The sequence below is a fragment of the Arthrobacter sp. Y3221159 genome (assembly GCF_059089885.1).
In genome coordinates, this window is the sequence record NZ_JBNHFC010000010.1 from 52,151 (window position 1) to 70,349 (window position 18,199).

17 protein-coding genes and 2 pseudogenes are annotated in these 18,199 nt (G+C 66.1%); 7 read left to right on the forward strand and 12 right to left on the reverse strand.

The window, feature by feature from the left end; genetic code table 11:
- Positions 1-40 precede the first annotated feature (40 nt).
- Positions 41-1,087: an aldo/keto reductase gene (locus tag AC5RT3_RS11815; RefSeq protein WP_494124273.1), complete on the forward strand. Its 1,047-nt coding sequence runs from the start codon at positions 41-43 to the stop codon at positions 1,085-1,087.
- A gap of 18 nt (positions 1,088-1,105) precedes the next feature.
- Here AC5RT3_RS11815 and AC5RT3_RS11820 read toward each other — a convergent pair whose 3' ends face one another.
- Positions 1,106-1,405 carry a hypothetical protein gene (locus AC5RT3_RS11820; protein WP_494124274.1) on the reverse strand — a complete coding sequence of 100 codons (300 nt, stop codon included), beginning with the start codon at positions 1,403-1,405 and terminating at the stop codon, positions 1,106-1,108.
- A 110-nt stretch (positions 1,406-1,515) separates the two neighbouring features.
- Here AC5RT3_RS11820 and AC5RT3_RS11825 point away from each other — a divergent pair.
- Positions 1,516-1,689, forward strand: a pseudogene (locus tag AC5RT3_RS11825) (DUF3040 domain-containing protein); the annotation flags it as partial.
- Here the strand turns inward: AC5RT3_RS11825 and AC5RT3_RS11830 are convergent.
- Both AC5RT3_RS11830 and AC5RT3_RS11835 read right to left on the reverse strand, forming a co-directional pair.
- Positions 1,645-2,760, reverse strand: coding sequence for a DMT family transporter (locus AC5RT3_RS11830; protein WP_494124275.1), 1,116 nt, complete (start codon positions 2,758-2,760; stop codon positions 1,645-1,647). The pseudogene AC5RT3_RS11825 and the gene AC5RT3_RS11830 overlap by 45 nt on opposite strands.
- Complete coding sequence (locus tag AC5RT3_RS11835; protein WP_494052621.1) at positions 2,757-3,353, reverse strand: TetR/AcrR family transcriptional regulator; 597 nt, start codon at positions 3,351-3,353, stop codon at positions 2,757-2,759. The genes AC5RT3_RS11830 and AC5RT3_RS11835 overlap by 4 nt, the downstream gene beginning before the upstream one ends.
- 149 nt (positions 3,354-3,502) lie before the next feature.
- Between AC5RT3_RS11835 and AC5RT3_RS11840 the strand changes: the two genes are divergently transcribed.
- Together AC5RT3_RS11840 and AC5RT3_RS11845 are read left to right on the forward strand one after the other, a co-directional pair.
- Positions 3,503-4,348, forward strand: a complete 846-nt coding sequence (locus AC5RT3_RS11840) for an SDR family NAD(P)-dependent oxidoreductase (RefSeq protein WP_494052665.1) — start codon at positions 3,503-3,505, stop codon at positions 4,346-4,348.
- Between the two features lie 172 nt (positions 4,349-4,520).
- Positions 4,521-4,820 carry a DUF4193 domain-containing protein gene (locus tag AC5RT3_RS11845; RefSeq protein WP_494011781.1) on the forward strand — a complete coding sequence of 100 codons (300 nt, stop codon included), beginning with the start codon at positions 4,521-4,523 and terminating at the stop codon, positions 4,818-4,820.
- Positions 4,821-4,964: 144 nt separating this feature from the next.
- On the opposite strand, the gene ppsA is transcribed toward AC5RT3_RS11845, so the two are convergent.
- Both ppsA and AC5RT3_RS11855 read right to left on the reverse strand, forming a co-directional pair.
- Complete coding sequence (gene ppsA / locus AC5RT3_RS11850) at positions 4,965-7,364, reverse strand: phosphoenolpyruvate synthase (RefSeq protein WP_494124276.1); 2,400 nt, start codon at positions 7,362-7,364, stop codon at positions 4,965-4,967.
- Positions 7,365-7,512: 148 nt separating this feature from the next.
- Positions 7,513-8,331 carry a pyruvate, water dikinase regulatory protein gene (locus tag AC5RT3_RS11855; protein ID WP_494011783.1) on the reverse strand — a complete coding sequence of 273 codons (819 nt, stop codon included), beginning with the start codon at positions 8,329-8,331 and terminating at the stop codon, positions 7,513-7,515.
- Between the two features lie 145 nt (positions 8,332-8,476).
- On the opposite strand from AC5RT3_RS11855, the gene AC5RT3_RS11860 reads away from it, so the two are divergent.
- The gene (locus AC5RT3_RS11860; RefSeq protein ID WP_494052619.1) at positions 8,477-8,767 is read left to right on the forward strand and encodes a hypothetical protein; all 291 of its coding nucleotides are present in this window, start codon (positions 8,477-8,479) and stop codon (positions 8,765-8,767) included.
- Here the strand turns inward: AC5RT3_RS11860 and AC5RT3_RS11865 are convergent.
- The 3 genes and pseudogenes from AC5RT3_RS11865 to AC5RT3_RS11875 all read right to left on the reverse strand — a co-directional run.
- Positions 8,752-9,501 carry a GAF and ANTAR domain-containing protein gene (locus AC5RT3_RS11865; protein ID WP_494124277.1) on the reverse strand — a complete coding sequence of 250 codons (750 nt, stop codon included), beginning with the start codon at positions 9,499-9,501 and terminating at the stop codon, positions 8,752-8,754. The genes AC5RT3_RS11860 and AC5RT3_RS11865 overlap by 16 nt on opposite strands.
- A 515-nt stretch (positions 9,502-10,016) precedes the next feature.
- Entirely contained in the window at positions 10,017-10,457 is a 441-nt protein-coding gene (locus tag AC5RT3_RS11870) for an SRPBCC family protein (protein WP_494052617.1), read from the reverse strand.
- Between the two features lie 52 nt (positions 10,458-10,509).
- A pseudogene (locus tag AC5RT3_RS11875) lies at positions 10,510-10,695 on the reverse strand (hypothetical protein); the annotation flags it as partial.
- Between the two features lie 198 nt (positions 10,696-10,893).
- Between AC5RT3_RS11875 and treS the strand changes: the two are divergent.
- Together treS and AC5RT3_RS11885 are read left to right on the forward strand one after the other, a co-directional pair.
- Positions 10,894-13,173: a maltose alpha-D-glucosyltransferase gene (treS, locus tag AC5RT3_RS11880; RefSeq protein WP_494124278.1), complete on the forward strand. Its 2,280-nt coding sequence runs from the start codon at positions 10,894-10,896 to the stop codon at positions 13,171-13,173.
- Positions 13,174-13,273: 100 nt separating this feature from the next.
- Positions 13,274-13,726: a DapH/DapD/GlmU-related protein gene (locus AC5RT3_RS11885; protein WP_494011796.1), complete on the forward strand. Its 453-nt coding sequence runs from the start codon at positions 13,274-13,276 to the stop codon at positions 13,724-13,726.
- A gap of 4 nt (positions 13,727-13,730) precedes the next feature.
- Here AC5RT3_RS11885 and AC5RT3_RS11890 read toward each other — a convergent pair whose 3' ends face one another.
- From AC5RT3_RS11890 to ureG, 4 genes are all read right to left on the reverse strand, one after another.
- The gene (locus AC5RT3_RS11890) at positions 13,731-15,215 is read right to left on the reverse strand and encodes an MFS transporter (protein ID WP_494124279.1); all 1,485 of its coding nucleotides are present in this window, start codon (positions 15,213-15,215) and stop codon (positions 13,731-13,733) included.
- 291 nt (positions 15,216-15,506) lie between these two features.
- Positions 15,507-16,568, reverse strand: coding sequence for a HoxN/HupN/NixA family nickel/cobalt transporter (locus AC5RT3_RS11895; protein WP_494124280.1), 1,062 nt, complete (start codon positions 16,566-16,568; stop codon positions 15,507-15,509).
- The gene (locus tag AC5RT3_RS11900; protein WP_494052612.1) at positions 16,568-17,581 is read right to left on the reverse strand and encodes an urease accessory protein UreD; all 1,014 of its coding nucleotides are present in this window, start codon (positions 17,579-17,581) and stop codon (positions 16,568-16,570) included. The genes AC5RT3_RS11895 and AC5RT3_RS11900 overlap by 1 nt, the downstream gene beginning before the upstream one ends.
- The gene (gene ureG / locus AC5RT3_RS11905) at positions 17,578-18,192 is read right to left on the reverse strand and encodes an urease accessory protein UreG (RefSeq protein WP_494052611.1); all 615 of its coding nucleotides are present in this window, start codon (positions 18,190-18,192) and stop codon (positions 17,578-17,580) included. Before ureG ends, AC5RT3_RS11900 begins: the two co-directional genes overlap by 4 nt.
- Positions 18,193-18,199: the final 7 nt, after the last annotated feature.

An 18,199-nucleotide genomic window follows, 5' to 3' on the forward strand; every position in this document is an offset into this window, starting at 1 on the left:
ACGGGCCAAGGGCAAACAAGGCAACGGGAGGAGACCGGGGATGAGCCTCAGCGAAGTGCGGGTTTTCGGGCGGTCGGGAACCCCCGTCAGCGCGCTCACACTGGGCACCATGAACTTCGGTGAAGGGACCGGCGGGCCATCGGGGGCTCCCACCGGCGCCGAGGAAAGCATCCGGATCATCCACGCCGCATTGGACGCAGGTATCACGGCCATCGACACCGCCGACGTCTATTCCCAGGGCGAGTCCGAGCAGGTGGTGGGCCGGGCCCTGCGCGGACGCCGCGACGATGTTTTCCTCGCCACCAAGTTCCATGGGCAGATGAGCGCCAACCCCGCCCACTCCGGCAACTCCCGCCGTTGGATCACCCAGGCAGTGGAAGGCAGCCTGCGCCGGCTGCAGACGGATCGCATTGACCTCTACCAGGCGCACCGGCCCGACTACAACACCGACGTCCTGGAAACCATCACCACCCTTAATGACCTGATCCGGCAGGGCAAGATCCTCTACTACGGCACCTCCGTCTTCACGCCCGCGCAGCTGGTGGAGGCGCAGTGGCTGGCCACCACCAACCACTTGATCCCGCCGCTGGGGAACCAGGTGCCGTACTCGATGCTGGTCCGCGGCAACGAGCGGGACGTGCTGCCCATCGCGCAGCAGTACGGGCTGGGTGTCCTTGCCCATGGACCGCTGGCTGGCGGCTGGCTGTCCGGCAGCTTCGTCCTGGAATCCGGCCGGCCGGCCACCCGCGTGCACTCCCTGCCCGGGAGGTACGACATCTCCGGCCCCGCCAGTGAGCGGAAGCTGCTCGCGGCGGACGCCCTGGCCCGGCTGGCCGACAAGCTGGAGCTCCCGCTGGTGGACCTCGCCGTCGGCTTTGCCCTGGCCCATCCGGCCATCAGCAGCGTGATTATTGGCCCGCGCAACGAGGAGCACCTGTACGCCTACCTGCGCGCCGCGGGCATCCGGCTGGGTGAAGACGTGCTGGACGCCATCGATGACGTCGTCCCGCCCGGCACCAATTTCGTGGAGCGGGACGCGGGCGCCATTGTCCCGTCCATCGAGTTTGCGGAATTACGACGGCGATAGCCGGCTCCGTGCGGGCGCCTACCTTTGCCGCCGGGAGCGGCGCAGGGCGAACCGGTAGCCTGCCCAGAACGCCAGAAGGAGCAGTCCGGCCAGGATCAGTGCATAGCCAAGCCTGGCCGTGCCGTCCATGAAAACCAGGTTGTTCGACGAAAAGGGCTCGTTCGCCAGCGGGGCGTAGGCAAACCAGCCCACGTCCTGCCGCGGGGCCCGCACTAACAACGTCCCGGTCACGCCGGTGGCCACCGCGACCAGCGGCACCATAAACCTCCGCCAGTTCCGTCCGCCGGACCGGCCACTGCTGTTCTCCCCCAAAGCCATGCCTTCACCCTAGCGCCACGCGGCCGGGCAGGTCTTGACTAAGTGAGACAAGGCTCCTACGGTCAGTACCGATACCCGCGTCTCATGGAATCCAGGGGCATGCAATGCCAATGTCCGAAGAGGAGCGGAGGCTGCTTCACGAGCTGGAATTGCGGCTGATCGCTGACGATCCCCACCTGGCCATGGAACTGCTCTCCGGCTATCCCGCCCGCCGCGTCCCGGCCAGGCTCTTCGCCGGCTCAGTCGCGTGCCTGCCCGGCCTTGTCCTCCTCCTGGTGGGAATCGGCAGCCAGGCGGCCGCCGCCGTCGTCCTCGGCCTTTTGCTGCTGGGCGCGGGGGCCTTCGTGTTCCTGGACCGGCCCTTCCCAGGCAGGGGCCGGCGGCGGGAACAGCCCACCGGCTAGAGCGGGTTCCCTTTGGCGCCGATGGTTGCGCGGCGTGCGCGGCGTCAGGATGAACAGGCTCGCCAGGACGACGGCGGCGCCAAGCCAGCCGAGTGCCGGTAGCCGCTCTCCCACCACGAGCACGGCCAGGACGGCGGCCACCACTGTCTCCAGCAGGGAGATGCTGGTGGCGGTGCTGGCGTGCAGCCGGGCCAATCCCCAGCCGAACAGGACGTAGCCGGCGAACATCGGAACCAGCGCCATGTAGGCCCCCACGGAGAAGGTGGTCCACGATTGCAGCAGCGGGGCGCCCGTCAGGGCTAGTACCGGCATCAGCAGCACTCCTCCCAGCCCGAACACCGCTCCCATTGCCGCCCTGGAGGAGATCCCGCCGCCGATCAGCCGGTGCGCGGCCCAGGAATACAAGGCATAGGTGCCGCCTGCTACCAGGCCCAGGAGGATGCCTGCCGCCGACGCTGCGGAAGCTGCGCCTTCCAGGCCGGGTCCGGGGCCTGCAGGCCCGTGGCCTTCGAAGGACAATAGGGCCGCGCCGCCCATTCCCAGTAGCGCACCGGCAATCCACCGCCGGGTCAGCGGCTTGCGGTCCGCGAACCGCTCCACCAGGGCTGCAGCCACCGGGGCCGAGCCGATGGAAACGACAGTTCCGATGGCTACGCCGGCCAGACGCATGGAACTGTAGAAGGCAAGGGGATAGACGGCAACTGCTGCTGCGGCCACGAGCACCAGTTGCCACCTTTGCACCAGCCCGCCCCGCTGGGCCGCGATGGATCGGGCGGCATACAGCGCCTGCAGCAGGCCGCCGATCCCCATGGCCACGGCACCGATGGCGAGCGGGCTGACGGACGGCGCGAAGGTGGCGGCGGTTCCGGTGGTGCCCCAGAGGATTGAAGCGGCCGCTACGAACAGGGCTCCCCACAGTGGTGCGTCGGCGGACGCGACTTTTGCCGTCACAGGTCCTCCAGCATCCGGGCAGCAATGAGCCTCGCATCCCTGAGCCGGGCATCCCCGCCTTCGAGCCCCGCCCTCGCCATGGACCCCTCCAGGAGGAAGGAGAGGTGGCGCGCCAGCCCTGCGGCGCGCTCGTCCTCTCCGGGCAGCAGCTCGAGTACATGCGCCTCCAGCAGTTGCTCGACCTGTTCCTTGTGCCGCCGCACCGCCTCCCGGCCTGCGTCCCCGGCCGGGAGTTCCGCGGCGGCATTCAGGAGCCCGCAGCCCCGGAACCCGTGCTCATAGGCTGCATTGGCATGGTCGAGGTAGGCATCGAAGATGGCCAGGACCCGTTCCCGGGGATTCCCGGCGTTTTCCAGCCGGCTGCGGTACAGCTCCAGCCATTCCGCGTGCCGGGCTTCCAGGTACGCCGCCACCAGGTCGGCCTTGGAGGCGAAGTTGTTGTAGAGGCTTTTCTTCGCCACCCCCGCTTCCGAGGTGATGGTGTCAATGCCCGTGGCGGCCACCCCTTTGGCATAGAACAACCGGGCGGCGGCGTCCAGCAGCAGCTGGCGCGCGGGGCGCCGGGGCGGAACGGAAACACGCGGTGCAGGCACGGACACTCCTCGAAGCGGTGGTAGGTAGACCAGTCTACCTACCACCGCAGCGCCCAGGCGGATGCGACCCTTTACCCGCTATGGCCTCGCCCGGCGATCCGTGCTGGGATTGGGGTAGGAAGCGTCAGGAGGCGGTAGCCGTGGCATCTATGGATGGCCGGATTGCACTGGTCACGGGAGCAACGGGAGGCTTGGCCAAAGCGGTTGCCGCGGGCCTCGCCCGGGAAGGCGCCGCCGTCGTCGTGATTGGCCGGAACTACGCCCGCGCGGAAGAGGCTGTGGCGGATATCCGGGCGCGTGTCCCGGCGGCCAGGCTGGAGCCCCTTGCCTGTGACGTGTCCCTGCAATCGTCGGTCCAGGCGGCGGCGGACCAGGTCCGGGCCCGTTACGGGCAGCTCGATGTGCTGGTGAACGCGGCCGGCGTCTTCAGGAAGGAACGCCATGTAACAGCGGAGGGGCTTGAGCTGACGTTTGCCACCAACGTCATGTCCTACTTCCTGTTCAGCAACCTCCTCCTGGAACCCCTGAAAAAGGCCGCGGCCGTGGCAGGATCGGCGCGGATCGTGAACGTGGCCTCCAGGTACGGCAATACGCAGCTCACCTTTGATGACCTGCAGACCGCCAAAGGCAGATACAGCTACCTGCGCTCCACGCCGCCCAGCATGCTGGCCCGTGTCCTCCTCACCCAGGAGCTCGCGGAGCGCCTGCGCGGCACGGGCGTGGTGGCCAACGCGGTGCACCCCGGACTGGTTAGGAACACCGGGCTGCTGCAGGACGTGGGTGGGCCGTTCCGGTGGGTCACCAACAGGTTCGGGAAGACGGCGGAGCAGGCTGCGGACACGCCCCTATGGCTGGCGACGGCAACGGAGGCAGCCGCAGTGTCCGGCAAGCTCTGGGCACAGCGGAAAGAACTGCCCACCCCGGGAATGGGTTCGGACCCGGAAGCCCGGCGCCGGCTTTGGGCGGAGTGCTCGCGGTTGGCGGGATGGGCCTGAGCAACCGTCGAAAGAAGTTCCCCGTCCCTCCTTGAGCCTGTGGCGGGAAGTGCGCATTGCCCGCATAATGGCGTACCGGGAATTTCCCGGCCGGGAATAACTGCGGGCCGGCCAGGGTTTCCGCTCTGTTCAGAACAATCGGGCAATAGAAGCCGTACAGGAGAACGCATCAATGGCAGTTGACTACGACGCTCCGCGGGTGACTCCGGAAGAAGAACCGAACGTCGCCCTGGAGGAGCTGAAGACTGAGAAGCCGGGACGGCGGGAGGCTGCCCCCGACGTTGACGAGTCGGACCTCGCGGACAGCTTTGAGCTCCCGGGCGCCGACCTGTCCAACGAGGAGCTGCTGATCCAGGTGGTCCCTGTGCAGCAGGACGAATTCACCTGCATGTCCTGCTTCCTTGTCCACCACCGCAGCCAGCTGGCACGGGAAAAGGACGGCAAGAAGTACTGCAAGGAGTGCGAGGGGTAAAAGGGGTCGGAGGCCGGCCAGGTTTGGGTTCAACCATCGGGGCCGGCCGTGGTCCTGCCAGCCGCCGACAGCAACGGGCTGGCCAGGACCTTGCGGTCCCGGTCAGCCCGCCGGCGAGCGGATCACTCTTCCTTTGAGTTCGGGTTAGCCCACTGCGGTGAGCTCGGCCGCCGTCGTTCCTGTCAGCCGGAGCCAGGTGTCCACCACGGTGTCCGGGTTCAGGGAGACAGAGCTGATGCCCTCCCCCACCAGCCACTCGGCAAAATCCGCGTGATCGCTGGGTCCTTGGCCGCAGATGCCCACGTACTTGCCGCGGGCGTTGCAGGCGCTGATGGCCATGCTGAGGAGCTTCTTGACGGCGGGGTCCCGCTCATCGAAGCCGCGGGACACGATCCCGGAGTCTCGGTCCAGGCCCAGGGTCAGCTGGGTCATGTCATTGGATCCGATGGAGAACCCGTCGAAGTAGTCCAGGAACTCGTCGGCGAGCAGGGCGTTGGACGGCAGCTCGCACATCATGATCACTTCCAGGCCGTTCTCGCCGCGCTTGAGCCCGTTTTCAGCGAGCAGCTCGATGACGCCGCTGGCCTCGTCCAGGGTCCGCACGAACGGGATCATGAGCTTGACGTTGGTCAGCCCCATCTCATTGCGGACGTAGGCCAGGGCCTCGCACTCCAGGTCGAAGCAGTCGCGGAATGACGGGTCCAGGTACCGGGAGGCGCCACGGAAACCGATCATCGGGTTCTCTTCGTGCGGCTCGTAGGCCGGGCCGCCGATGAGGTTGGCGTACTCGTTGGACTTGAAGTCGGACATGCGCACGATGACCGGCTCCGGGGCGAAGGCCGCGGCGATGATGGACACGCCCTCCGCCAGGCGCTTGATGTAGTAGTCGCGGGGGCTGCCGTACGCGGCGATCCGCTCGCTGATTTCGGCCTTGATGTCCGCCGGCTGCTCGTCCAGGTTCAGCAGCGCCTTGGGGTGGACGCCGATCTGGCGGTTGATGATGAACTCCAGCCGAGCCAGGCCCACACCCTGGTTGGGCAGCTGCGCGAACGTGAACGCCTGCTCCGGCGTGCCCACGTTCATCATGACCTTGACCGGGGCCTCCGGCAGTTCCGCAATCTCGGTTTCCTCGGCGGTGAAGTCGAGGATCCCCTCGTAGATCACGCCGGTTTCGCCGTCCGCACAGGACACGGTGACGGCCGGGACGTCGGCGAGGATTTCCGTGGCGTTCCCGGTGCCCACCACCGCAGGGATGCCCAGTTCGCGGGCGATGATGGCCGCGTGGCACGTGCGTCCGCCGCGGTTGGTCACGATCGCTGCGGCACGCTTCATGATCGGTTCCCAGTCGGGATCGGTCATGTCCGCCACCAGCACGTCGCCGGTCTTGAACCCGGCCATCTGCTCAATGCCGGTGAGGATGCGGACGTTGCCGGCGCCGATGCGCTGGCCGATGGCGCGTCCCTCGGCCAGCACGCGGCTGGTCCCGTTGAGGCGGAAGCGGCTGAGGCTGCCGGCGGCGCGGCGGGACTGCACGGTCTCCGGTCGGGCCTGCAAAATGTACAGCCCGCCGTCCACGCCGTCCTTGCCCCATTCGATGTCCATGGGGCGGCCGTAGTGCTTCTCGATGGCGACGGCGTAACGGGCGAGCTGCTCCACGTCGTCGTCATTGAGGCTGAACCGGTTCCGCAGGGATTCCTCAACCGGCACGAAGTCCACCGTGCGGCCCACCTCGCGGCTGGTGGTGTAGGTCATCTGGAGGGCCTTTTCGCCCAGGCCCCGCTTCAGGATCGCGGGCCGGCCGGCTTCCAGCGCGGGCTTGAAGACGTAGAACTCGTCGGGGTTGACGGCGCCCTGGACCACAGCCTCACCGAGGCCGTAGGAGGACGTGACGAAGACGGCGTCGCGGAAGCCGGATTCCGTATCCATGGTGAACATGACGCCGGAGGCCCCGACGTCGGAGCGAACCATGCGCTGGATGCCGGCCGAGAGCGCCACATCGGCGTGCTCGAACTTGTGGTGGACGCGGTAGGCGATGGCCCTGTCGTTGTAGAGCGAGGCGAACACGTCCTTGATGGCCACCAGGATGTTCTCGATGCCGCGGACGTTCAGGAAAGTTTCCTGCTGGCCGGCAAAGGACGCGTCCGGAAGGTCCTCGGCGGTGGCGCTGGAACGGACGGCCCAGGACAGGTCGTCGGAGCCGCCGTGCTTGTCCACCAGCTGCTGGTAGAAGTCCCGGACCTGCGCTTCGAAACCGGGGAGGAAGGGCGTCTGGCGGATCAGCTCCCGGATGTCGTGGCCGGCCGCGGCCAGGGCGGTGACGTCGTCGGTGTCCAGCCCAACCAGCCGGTCGGCGATCGTCTGGTCCAAGCCGGAGTCCGCAAGGAAGGTGCGGTAGGCGTCCGCGGTGGTGGCAAACCCGTCCGGGACCTGGACCCCGGCTGAACTCAGGTTCTGGACCAGTTCCCCGAGGGAGGCGTTCTTTCCGCCCACCCGGTCGAGGTCCTTCAGTCCGAGCTCTGAGAACCAGAGGATGTCTTGTGTCATGTCGCTGCTCCTTCGCAGTTAATGGCAGTGGTGTACCCGTCGCCGTGTGGCTTTTGCTGCCTTATGGGCGCAAATCCTGTCCACCGTGACAGGTCTTGGCGGCTCTTTCCATATGATTTGCACCACATGGCGGGAGGCACGGCCCTTCCTAGTGCTTGAGGTTCATCCGTTGCAGGATGGTTGCCGCCATCTCCTCCACCGATACTGTGGCCGAATTCAGGAACGGAATCCTGTGCGCCATGTACAGTTGCTCGGCGCTGCGCAGTTCATAGCCGCACTGCCGCAGCGAAGCGTAGGGCGAGCCACTGCGCCGCTCGGTGCGGATCTGGCTCAGGCGCAACGGGTTGGAAGACAGGCCGAAACACTTCGACACAAACGGCCTTAGCGGCTTGGGCAGGCCTTCCCGTTCAAAGTCCTCGTCCACCAGCGGAAAGTTCGCGGCGAAGATACCGTGCTGCAGGGCCAGGTACATAGTGGTGGGGGTCTTGCCGCAGCGGGAGGGGGCAACCAGGATCACCTGGGCCTTTTCGAGGGCACGCAGGCTCTGCCCGTCGTCGTGTTCCATGGCATATTCGACGGCGGCCATCCGCGACTGGTAGCGGGCGGCATTGCCCAGTCCGTGCGCGCGCCCGGGTTCCCCGCTCGCCGGGGTGCCGAGGGCAGCCTCCAGTTGCGGGACGTGGGCTCCGATCAGGTCCACCACCGCGGCTTTGCACGTCTCCAGGATGGAGCGGATCTCGCTGCTGACCGCCGTCGAGAAAACGAGCGGCCGCAGGCCTGCGTCGGCAACGCTGTCAATGGTCGTCACCACGGCCTTCGCCTGCTCGGCCGTGGTGATAAAGGGGACGGTGATCCGGTCGAAGTTGCTGCCCGGAAACTGCGTCAGCAGGGTGTTCCCGAGCGTTTCCGCAGTGATGCCCGTGCTGTCCGAGAGGAAGTAGACGGGGCGTGGAGCGTCATTGGTCATGGACAGATTCTCCATCACGAGGGCGGCGGCCCCGTGCTCCGGGGCCAGGATGACGCGTTAGAAAAATTCACAAACCTGCAGCCATCCCCAACCCGTCCCGCTACGAAGTCCTGTCAGGAAAACCATCGCAAGTGCAGGAGGGACGATGGATGAGCTGGACCAGCAGGCCCTGACCGGCGCTGTGATCAAGAGGCACAGCCTGGACCTGGGCGAACTGTGGCTGGACTACGTGGCCCTGGGCGGCGAGGCCTCGGAACAGACGATCCGGGACTACGCTGCAGGCGCGGCGGCGCTCGCGGAGAAGGAACGGGACGCACTGTCCCAGGCTGTGAACGAGCACTGCGCCGGTGCGGGCCTTGAGGTGCGGGCGCCGTTCAGCGACTCGCCGCTGGAACAGTTGGATGCCAAGCCGCAGGATCCCTATTCATCGAAATAGGTGAAGGTGTCCGCACCTCCGGCCACGGACGAGATCACGCCGGAGGCAATCTCCCGCAGCTTTATGTTCCGGGTGTTTGACGCCTCCCGCAGCACCTTGAACGCGGCCGCCTGGCCGCAGCGGTTCTGCGCCATGATGGCTCCGGTGGCGAGGTCGATGACCGTCCGTGTCTGCATCGCCGCGCTCAGGCCGTCCTTGGTGTCCTGGAGCCTTGCCATCCGCAAGGCAAGCCTCAGCCCCTTCGAGGCCTGCGCAACAAAGGCCTCAGCAGATGCCGCGCTGCCAGAGCCCGGCTCCTCGGGCTGCGAGGAGTAGAGGGTGAGGAGTCCATGGTCGTCACCGTCGAGGAGCAGCGGGATGCTGACGACAGAGAGGACGCCCTGCCTGCGGCCGGCGAGGACATATTCCGGCCAGCGGTCCTCCTGCCGCAGGTCCGGAACCACCACCGTTTGGGAAAGCCGCGCCGCCGTGGCACCGGGACTGTCGGCGTAAGCGCCTTCCAGCTGGTTCATTAGCCGGGCCAGGGAACTGCTGGCTGCCCTCGCCACCGGCTTCTTGGGGCGGGCCAGGGTGATGTTGCACGCAAGTTCGACGCCCGGCGCGCCAAGCCTCTGTGCCGCATACCCTGCCAGGCTATCGAGCATTTGGGGTACAGGCTGGTTTCCCAGCATCAGGTCCTGCAGGCGCACTGCAACATCGGCGAAAAAGGTACAGTCATAAACGTCGCTGTTCATTGCAAGGCTCCCTTCCGGACACAGTTAGGCCACAGCATCATGGCCGCCCACTGCCAGACGGTACGTTCCACCCTACCCGGGCGGACGCCGTAACGTGTCAATCGTGAACTCGCCACCGGCCGCAGCGGCACCTCAGGCGGCACCGCCCTGGCGGTAAACGGCACGGCAATCCACCGCTTCCTTGGCGTTCCTTACGCGAAGACACCGGAGCGGTTCCGTCCCCGGGTTCCCGCCGTTTCCTGGCCAGGGGTGCTGGACTGCACACGGCTGGGCATGCCGGCGTCGGAAGGCCTCTTCCGCCGTGTCATCCTGCAGAGCGGCACCGCCGAACGGTTCCGCACCCCGGAGGACTCGGCCCGCATTGCCCGGGAGGACTCGGCGCGGCAGGGGTCAACGGGGCGGAATTTCGCCTATCTCTTCATGTGGCGGAGCCCGGCCATGGGCGGGAAAATCGGCGCCTGCCACGCACGGGATCCGCGCCAGGAGATCCGGCAGTTCTTCGCCGCGAACCAGGGTCAGCCGGCAGCCTGGGCGTTGAGGGTGTCCCGGATCCCGTTCAGTGCCGGATCGCGGAGCTGCATGAAGGCAGGGTTGAGCAGCGGCTGGATGATCTTGGCCGGGCCCTTGATGCTGAACTCGGCCGTGTACTGGACAATCGAGCCGGAACCGGACGGGCTCACGTCCACGGAGTCGAAGGCTGTGACGCTCTTGTTCTCGCCGCGGAGCTTGATGTGGTTGTCCGTCAGCTCGATGACCTCGTATTCCAGGGTCTGCCGCTTCCCGCGGAACTCGGACTCCGCGTGGTAGCGGTGGCCCACCGCCACCGGTCCCGGCGTCAGCTTGTCCATCACCGGAGTATTGGGGTCCCACTTGCTGGTGTTTTCGAACTCCTTCATGAAGGCAAAAGCCTTCTCGGCAGGCAGGTTGGTTTCCACGCTTCCGGTGACTGTGATCATCACCCCAGTCTAGGAAGGCACCCGCGGCAAGCACACCCTCAATGTGTGCTGGCTACGGACGCGGCAGGGGCACTGGCAGGTGGACGGCGGCCATCTTGTAGTGCAGTTTCCCGCCCAGTTCCCGGGGACTGATCCACACCTCGTAACCCTCGGCTGCCCTGACCTTGCCGGCGGATGCCGATGCCGGGTCGAAGGTGTAGCCGATCCACTCTTTGGCGAGCCGGCGCGCGAGCTCAACCACCATCCGCGAGCAACACGGACACGGCCGCCGCAAACCTCGTCTCCTAGCTCGCGCAGGCCTGGTGTACCAGCGTCTTTTTTGGCGCCGGCGGCTCCATACGCGCGAATACTCCACGTCCACTGGGGTACGTTGGCAGGAGCAGGGTGACCTGGAATGATGCCCAGGGACCACGGGAACAACCTGTAGGAGGAATCTATGCGGGAAGTCAGTGCCAGCGACGGTTTTCTTGAATCGGACACCATTGCCGGCGAGGATGAACAGGCAGTTCCGGCCGAGGCCGAACCGGCAGTAGAGCCGGAAATCACCTACGACGAACAGTTCTACCCTGCCAGGCCCAAGGCGCTTAGGCCGATTGCCCGCCGGAGGCAGTACCTGGCCACCCGGCCATCCTTCGAGTTCGACGGTCGCAACGCCGCCTACGTGGAGTGGCTGCGGAACCAGGCCATGCTTGGAGACGCCAACACCCTGGCCCGGCAGCTCTCCGGGCAGGCCAGCATGTGGCAGAACTCCTATGCGCACCCGAACCCGCGTGCCGCCGTCGAGCGTGCGCCGGTGTGGTTCACCGCCTATCCGCTGTCCTTTATCACGCGGCCCGGCGAATCTTTCCTCAGTGCCCTCGGCGACAAGAGCATGTGGGACGCCTTCAGCGAGATCGGTATCCGGGCCATCCACACCGGGCCGGTCAAGCTGGCCGGCGGCATCAGCGGCTGGACCCAGACGCCCAGCGTGGACGGCCACTTCGACCGCATCAGCATGGCCATTGATCCCGTCTTTGGGACGGAGGAGGAATTCCGCCGGATGTGCGAGGTGGCCTCGGACCACGGCGGCACGATCATTGACGACATCGTGCCGGGCCACACCGGCAAGGGCGCGGACTTCCGCCTCGCCGAAATGAACTTCCGGGACTACCCCGGGATCTACCACATGGTGGACATCCCCGAGGAGGACTGGCACCTGCTGCCGGACGTTCCCGACGGGCAGGACTCGGTCAACCTCAGCCCGGAATCCGAGCAGGCACTGCAGAAGGCCGGATACATCATCGGCCGGCTGCAGCGGGTGATCTTCTACGAGCCCGGGGTCAAGGAAACCAACTGGAGCGCCACCCGGCCGGTAGTGGACACCACGGGCAAGACCCGCCGCTGGGTCTACCTGCACTACTTCAAGGCCGGCCAGCCGTCCATCAACTGGCTGGACCCCACCTTCGCCGGGATGCGCCTGGTAGTCGGCGATGCCCTGCACTCGCTCCTTGACTTGGGCACCGGCGCGCTGCGGCTGGATGCCAACGGTTTCCTGGGCGTTGAAAAGAGCGCCGAGGAACAGCCCGGTTGGTCCGAGGGACACCCGCTGTCCGAGGCCGCCAACCAGCTCATTGGCTCCATGATCCGCAAGGTGGGCGGGTTCTCCTTCCAGGAGCTGAACCTGACCATCGACGACATCAAGGCAACATCCGAAGCCGGCCCTGACCTGTCCTACGACTTCATCACCAGGCCCGCGTACCACTACGCGCTGGTCACGGCAGATACCGAGCTGCTGCGGCTGACGCTCCGGCTGTCCATGGAGATCGGCGTGGACCAAGCGTCGCTGGTCCACGCGCTGCAGAACCATGACGAACTCACCTATGAGCTGATGCACTTCGCCTCGGGCCACCGGGACGAGATGTTCGAGCTTGCCGGCGAGGAGCTCACGGGCGCCGAGCTGGCCGAGAAAGTCCAGCAGACCATGCGCGAGCGCCTGACCGGGGAGAACGGCCCGTACAACGCGGTGTTCACCACCAACGGCATCGCCTGCACCTCGGTGAGCTTCATCATGGCGGCGCTGGGGATCCGGGATCCGGAGGCGATCACGCCGGAGCAGGAGGCAAAGGTCCGGGACGCCCACATCCTGCTGGCGATGTACAACGCCCTGCAGCCCGGCGTCTTTGCGCTGTCCGGCTGGGACATTGCCGGGATCACCGCCCTTGACCGGGAGAGCGTTGCCGAGCTGACCGCGCAGGGAGATACCCGCTGGATCAACCGGGGCGCCCACGACATCATGGGCACCAGCCCGGACGCGAAGTCTTCGTCGTCGGGCATGCCGCGGGCACGCAGCCTGTACGGCGCGCTGCCGGAGCAGCTGCAGGACTCCAACTCGTTCGCCCGGCGGCTCCAGCGTGTCCTGACTGTCCGGGAGGAGCACGGCATCGCCACGGGCACACTTGTCGACGTCCCCGATGTGTCCCACCGCGGCCTGCTGGTCCAGGTCATCAGGCTGGGAAGCGGCGCGCTTGAGGTCACAGTGCTCAACTTCTCCGACCAGGACGTGGCCGGCAGCATCCAGTCAAGCCACCTGGTGCCCGGCTCCACGGTGCAGGACCTGTTCAGCGGCGAGGCCATCGGCCAGGTGGATGATCTGTGCAGCTTCTTCCTGGAAGTTCCGGCATTCCAGGGCACGGCGCTGCTGCTGACGGAAGCAGAGGCGGACGCGGCAGGCAATTAGCGCCGGCGCCGGCGCGCTTACAGGTCCCGCGGGAATCTGTTTGGGTTCCGGACCGTTAACTGACTGTACGGTAAGTTACCGCACGGTACTGAGGGATTTCATGAACGCGAAGTTTGAATCAGTTGAGGACGACGCCGGCAAAGTCACCCGTTACGTCCGGCGCGTCAACGGTGGCGGCCTGGTGGCTCCAGGCGCCACGGTTGGCGACAGCACCCGCATCGGCTCCATGACCTATGTCGAGAACGGCGCACGGATCGGACACGGGTGCCGGATCGGGCACGGCAGCTGGATTGACCGTGACGCGACCATCGGCGACCGGACGGTGATCGGCGATGGCGTGCGCATCGGACGCGGCACGGTCATCGGAAACCGCGTGCACATTGGCAGCCACTCACGCATTGGATCCAGCGTGCTGATCGAGCACGGTGTCCACCTTGAAGCGGACGCCACCGTGGCGGACGGCGAGCAGGTGCTGATTGATGCCCGCACGCCGGCCGCAACTCGGGCAAAGCACCGGCCGCACCGCAGGAGCAAGGGCAGGATCGCCGCCTGATGCGCTAGCGAACGGCGGCCGGCTCTGACAGTGCCGGAACGGGGGTCAGCATCATGGTGGAGGTGTCGATCCGTTCATCGTTGTCCTGGTCCGCCGCCAGCTTTTCCGCCTCGTTATGGCTGGTAACCACGGGCACCGAGCCCAGGAGGGGGCGTGCTGCCGTCTCGCGCATCTTCAGCAGGGCAACCAGCGCCACTGCTGAAAAGAACATCACATAGAACGCCGGGGCGTACAGGTTGCCCGTAGTCTCAACCAGGATCTGGCTGACCAGGGGCGTGGTGCCGCCGAAGATGGATATGGAGAGGTTGTGGGTGACGCCCACTGAGCCGAACCTCGAGGCGGTGGGGAACAGCTCGGACATGACCGCGGCGGTCAGCGCCAGGAAAAAGGCGCACGGCAGCGCGACCAGGAACATGGCCAGGTAGATCGACCAAAGCGTCCCCAGTTGCATCAGCGCGAAGGCCGGGACCAGCAGAACGAGGTTGCCGATGGTCGCGATGGCATAGATGGGGCGCCGGCCGATGCGGTCGGACAAACGCGCCACAAGCGGAATCATGGCGGCCAGGAGGACCAGCACGACTACCGCGGCGATGGCGGTGTGCACGGCATCCGATCCGACCTGGGTTTCCAGGTAGGTAGGCATGTAGCTCGTGAGCATGTAGCCGGAGCTGCCGTCGGCGGCAATCAGGGCACAGCCGATAAGGATTTGCGGCCAGTAGTGCTTGATGATGTTTGGCAGGTTGTGCCGGACGAAAATGGGGTCGACGTCCTGGGTACCGGCTTTCACGTGGGCCACTTCGAAGCTCGGCGATTCGGGCAGGCGGCTACGGAGGGCGATCGCCACGATGCCCAGGGGCAGGGCGATCAGGAACGGGATCCTCCAGCCGCCGTCCAGCATGGCGGAACTGCCCCAGACGGACGTGGTGACGGCCGTGGTGACCGCCACCATGCTTGCGCCCGCCGCGAAGCCCAGCATGGATCCCGAGTTCAACAGCGAGGTCATGATGCCCCGGTCCTTGTCCGGGGAGAACTCGGCGATGTACGTGGCGGCACCGGAGTACTCGCCGCCGGTGGAGAACCCTTGGAGCATCTTCAGCAGGTAGAGGGGAATGATGACCCACAGGCCCACCTCGCCTGCAGTGGGCAGCAGCCCGATTCCGGTGGTGGCGACGGCCATGATGGCCATCGTGGCAAAGAGCACCTTGCGGCGGCCGATCCTGTCGCCGAGCGGGCCGAGGATCATTCCGCCGAGGGGACGGACGATGAACGAGACCGCGAAACCCAGCAGCGTGACAAGCAGCCCCATGCGCTCGTCCATACCCTCCGTGAAGACGGAGGTCATGGTTACTGCGAGATAGCCGTAGACGCCGATGTCATACCACTCGATGAAGTTACCGACGCCGGCACCTACCTGTGCCTTCCGCAGATCGCCCTTATCAACGACGATGCAGTCTTCCGCCCTCAGCCTGCGGGCAGTTTTTGGGCGCACTGAGCGCTGTTCTTTGGACTGTTCGAACATCTTCGTCCTGTCTATGTACCGGATGACGGATCGGCAGGAGTACCGGCGGTCACACCGGACTCCCCTAGGGGAGGTTGGTAAGTATTCTGCCAGAAAGGCAACGGCAGATCGGCCTCCCTGGCAGCCAGGATGTGATCTAAGCCTCCAATTTCCGCGTAGTTAGACCGCCTCAGGGCTGTTGCAATAGAAGCAACTCTTCGCGTAATAATCACCATTTTCGCGGTTACCACGGCCTCGGTGCGCTCCAAACCAACACTCCTGTCAGCATTCCGTTCTACTTTTGACGGCCTTCCGTCCCTTGAGCGCGGCGGCGCCCCACACCGCCAGCAGCAGGGCCACCAGCAGGAGCCCGGCTTCACCCAGGTCGATTGACCCCAGCCAGCCGGTAACCGGGTGTTCCAGGGAGAAGGCCAATTCTAGGAAGCCGCCGAGCGTGATCACGGCGATGAACAGCGCCGAGAAAGCAGAGATGCCCGTGACCAGGGCATTGAAGCCCAGCTTCCGCTGGGGGTCGTCCAGAGCCGAGCGGTACATGCGCATCATGGCCATGCCGTTGAGGGAATCGCAGAGCGTCATGGCCGCAGCGAACGCCAGCGGCAGGGCAAGCAGGGTGAATGCCGGCACCCCGGCCAGCGATGCCGCCGTCGTCATCATCAGCAGCCCGATGGTGGTGGCGGTGTCGAAGCCGAGCCCGAACAGGAAACCTATCACGTAGATGTTCCGCGGCCGCCGCACGCGGGACAGCGGCTTGGCAAGGAGCCGCGCCACCAGTCCCCGCGGTTCCAGGTCGCGGAGGTCGACGGCGGCACCCGTGCGTGCCCGGCGGTAGGCCTCCGCGGACCGGGCAAACGCGGAGCCGTTGAACAGGCCCATCGCCAGCAGGAACAGGCCGGACACCCCGCTGCCCACCAGTCCGAGGACCAGGTTTCCGGTGGACCCGTCCGCCATGAATTCACCCACCACTGCCGCCCCCGCGATGACCAGCACGCCCGCCAGGGCCACCACCGAGCTGTGCCCCAGGCTGAAGGCGAACCCGACGCTGACAGGCTCCTGCCCCTGGGCCACGAACTTCCGCGTCGAGTTGTCGATGGCCGCGAGGTGGTCCCAGTCGTAGCTGTGCTTGACGCCGGCCAGGTAGGCGGTCAGGATCAGGCCCCAGGTGAGTGCCTGCGTCCCTGCCCCGCCGGCGTTTCCGGAGAGCAGGAGTACGACGGCGGCCGCGTGCAGGGCGGCCACGGCACCGAAGGTGAACAGTATCCGGGTCCGCAGCGGCAGCGTTTCCCGCTCCCGGTACAGCGCGGTGATGGTTGTCAGAGCCGTCATCAGTGTTTCCTCAGGTTGAGCGGTCCCTGCCCGTGCCAGCGTTCCCGCAGGAGGTTGGTGCAGCCAGCAAGCAGGCGGTTCAGTTCCCCGGTGCTGTTGGACAGGGCACGCAGCACCATGCCCGTGGTCCCAGAGACAGGGCGGGTGAGTGAGATCCCAGCCAGGGCGTCGTGTTTGCCTGTGAGCTCGTTCAGTTCGTCGGCAAGCGCCTGATCCACGCGGGCGTCCACCACCACCAGCGATCCCAGGTGGCTGTAGCCCTCCATGAATCCCAGGCCCGTCACGTCGCCCGCGGGCGGCCGGATCAGCAGGTTGTCCAGGACCAGCAGCTCGGCGCCGTCGTCCGTTTCGATCCGGATCTCGTTCCGCAGCCGGATTTCCTCGTACCGGAAGCCCGCCCCGTCCGGCGACCAGCCCGGCGTCACCACTTCCGCCATCACCAGCGACGACGACGGACGGACAGTCACGCAGGTCCGTTGCCGGTAGCTGGCCTCGCGGTAGGCGATGAGCTGGTCCGGCATCAGCTCCAGCCGCGCCCCGTCCCCAAGCCGCAGGTTCATCCGCTGCTCGGCAATGGACCCCGGAGTCCGGTAGACCTTCGTCGCGGATTGCGTAGTCAAAAGGAGGTCTGCCCCATCCCCAACTTCAACATCAAGCAGGAAAAGATCAGCCCCAAGGTAAGCCCCGCCAGGATTCACCACGACATAGCAAACCTGCCCGGAATCATCCAGATAATGGGGCCGCAAAACCCTGAGAGCGCCTTCGTGGAACTGGCTGGAAGCGATGGACCTATCGCCGCGCACTGTGATGCCCAGCTCCAATCGCCCTCGAACTAGGCGATCAGCGGTCGCGGATGAAGGGGGCCGCGGCGTGGCGGCACTCGTGAGGGGCCCACGGGCGCGAGGGCCCCGATCCGAGCTTGCGAGGATTGGGAGCGCCAGGGGACGGGCACGGCCCCCTTCATCCGCGGGCGCCGCCCAAGGTGATTCGACGACGGAACTGCTGGACGTCATGCCAGGTCAAGCATCAGGACGTCGCGCCGGATCCAGTGGATGACCTTGCCGAGCCCTTCGTCGGTTTTGAGGTTGGTGAAGCAGAACGGTTTGTTGCCACGGAACTCGCGGGAATCCCGTTCCATGACGGACAGATCCGCGCCGACGTGGGGGGCGAGGTCGGTTTTGTTGATGATGAAGAGGTCGGACTTGATCATGCCCTGGCCGGCTTTGCGGGGGATTTTCTCGCCTTGGGCCACGTCGATGATGTAGATGGAGAAGTCGACGAGTTCTGGGCTGAAGGTGGCGGAGAGGTTGTCGCCGCCGGATTCGACGAAGATCACCTGCAGGTCGGGGTGCCGGGCCTTGAGTTCCTCGATGGCCGCGGTGTTCATCGAGGTGTCTTCGCGGATGGCGGTGTGCGGACAGCCGCCGGTTTCGACGCCGATGATCCGGTCTATGGGCAAGATGCCGTTGGCGGCGAGGATTTTGGCGTCCTCAATGGTGTAGATGTCGTTGGTGATGGCGGCCATGGAGATTTCGCCGCTCATGTGCCGGGTGAGCCGTTCCACGAGCTGGGTTTTGCCGGCGCCCACGGGCCCGCCGATGCCGATCTTGATGGGTTCAGTCATGGTGTCC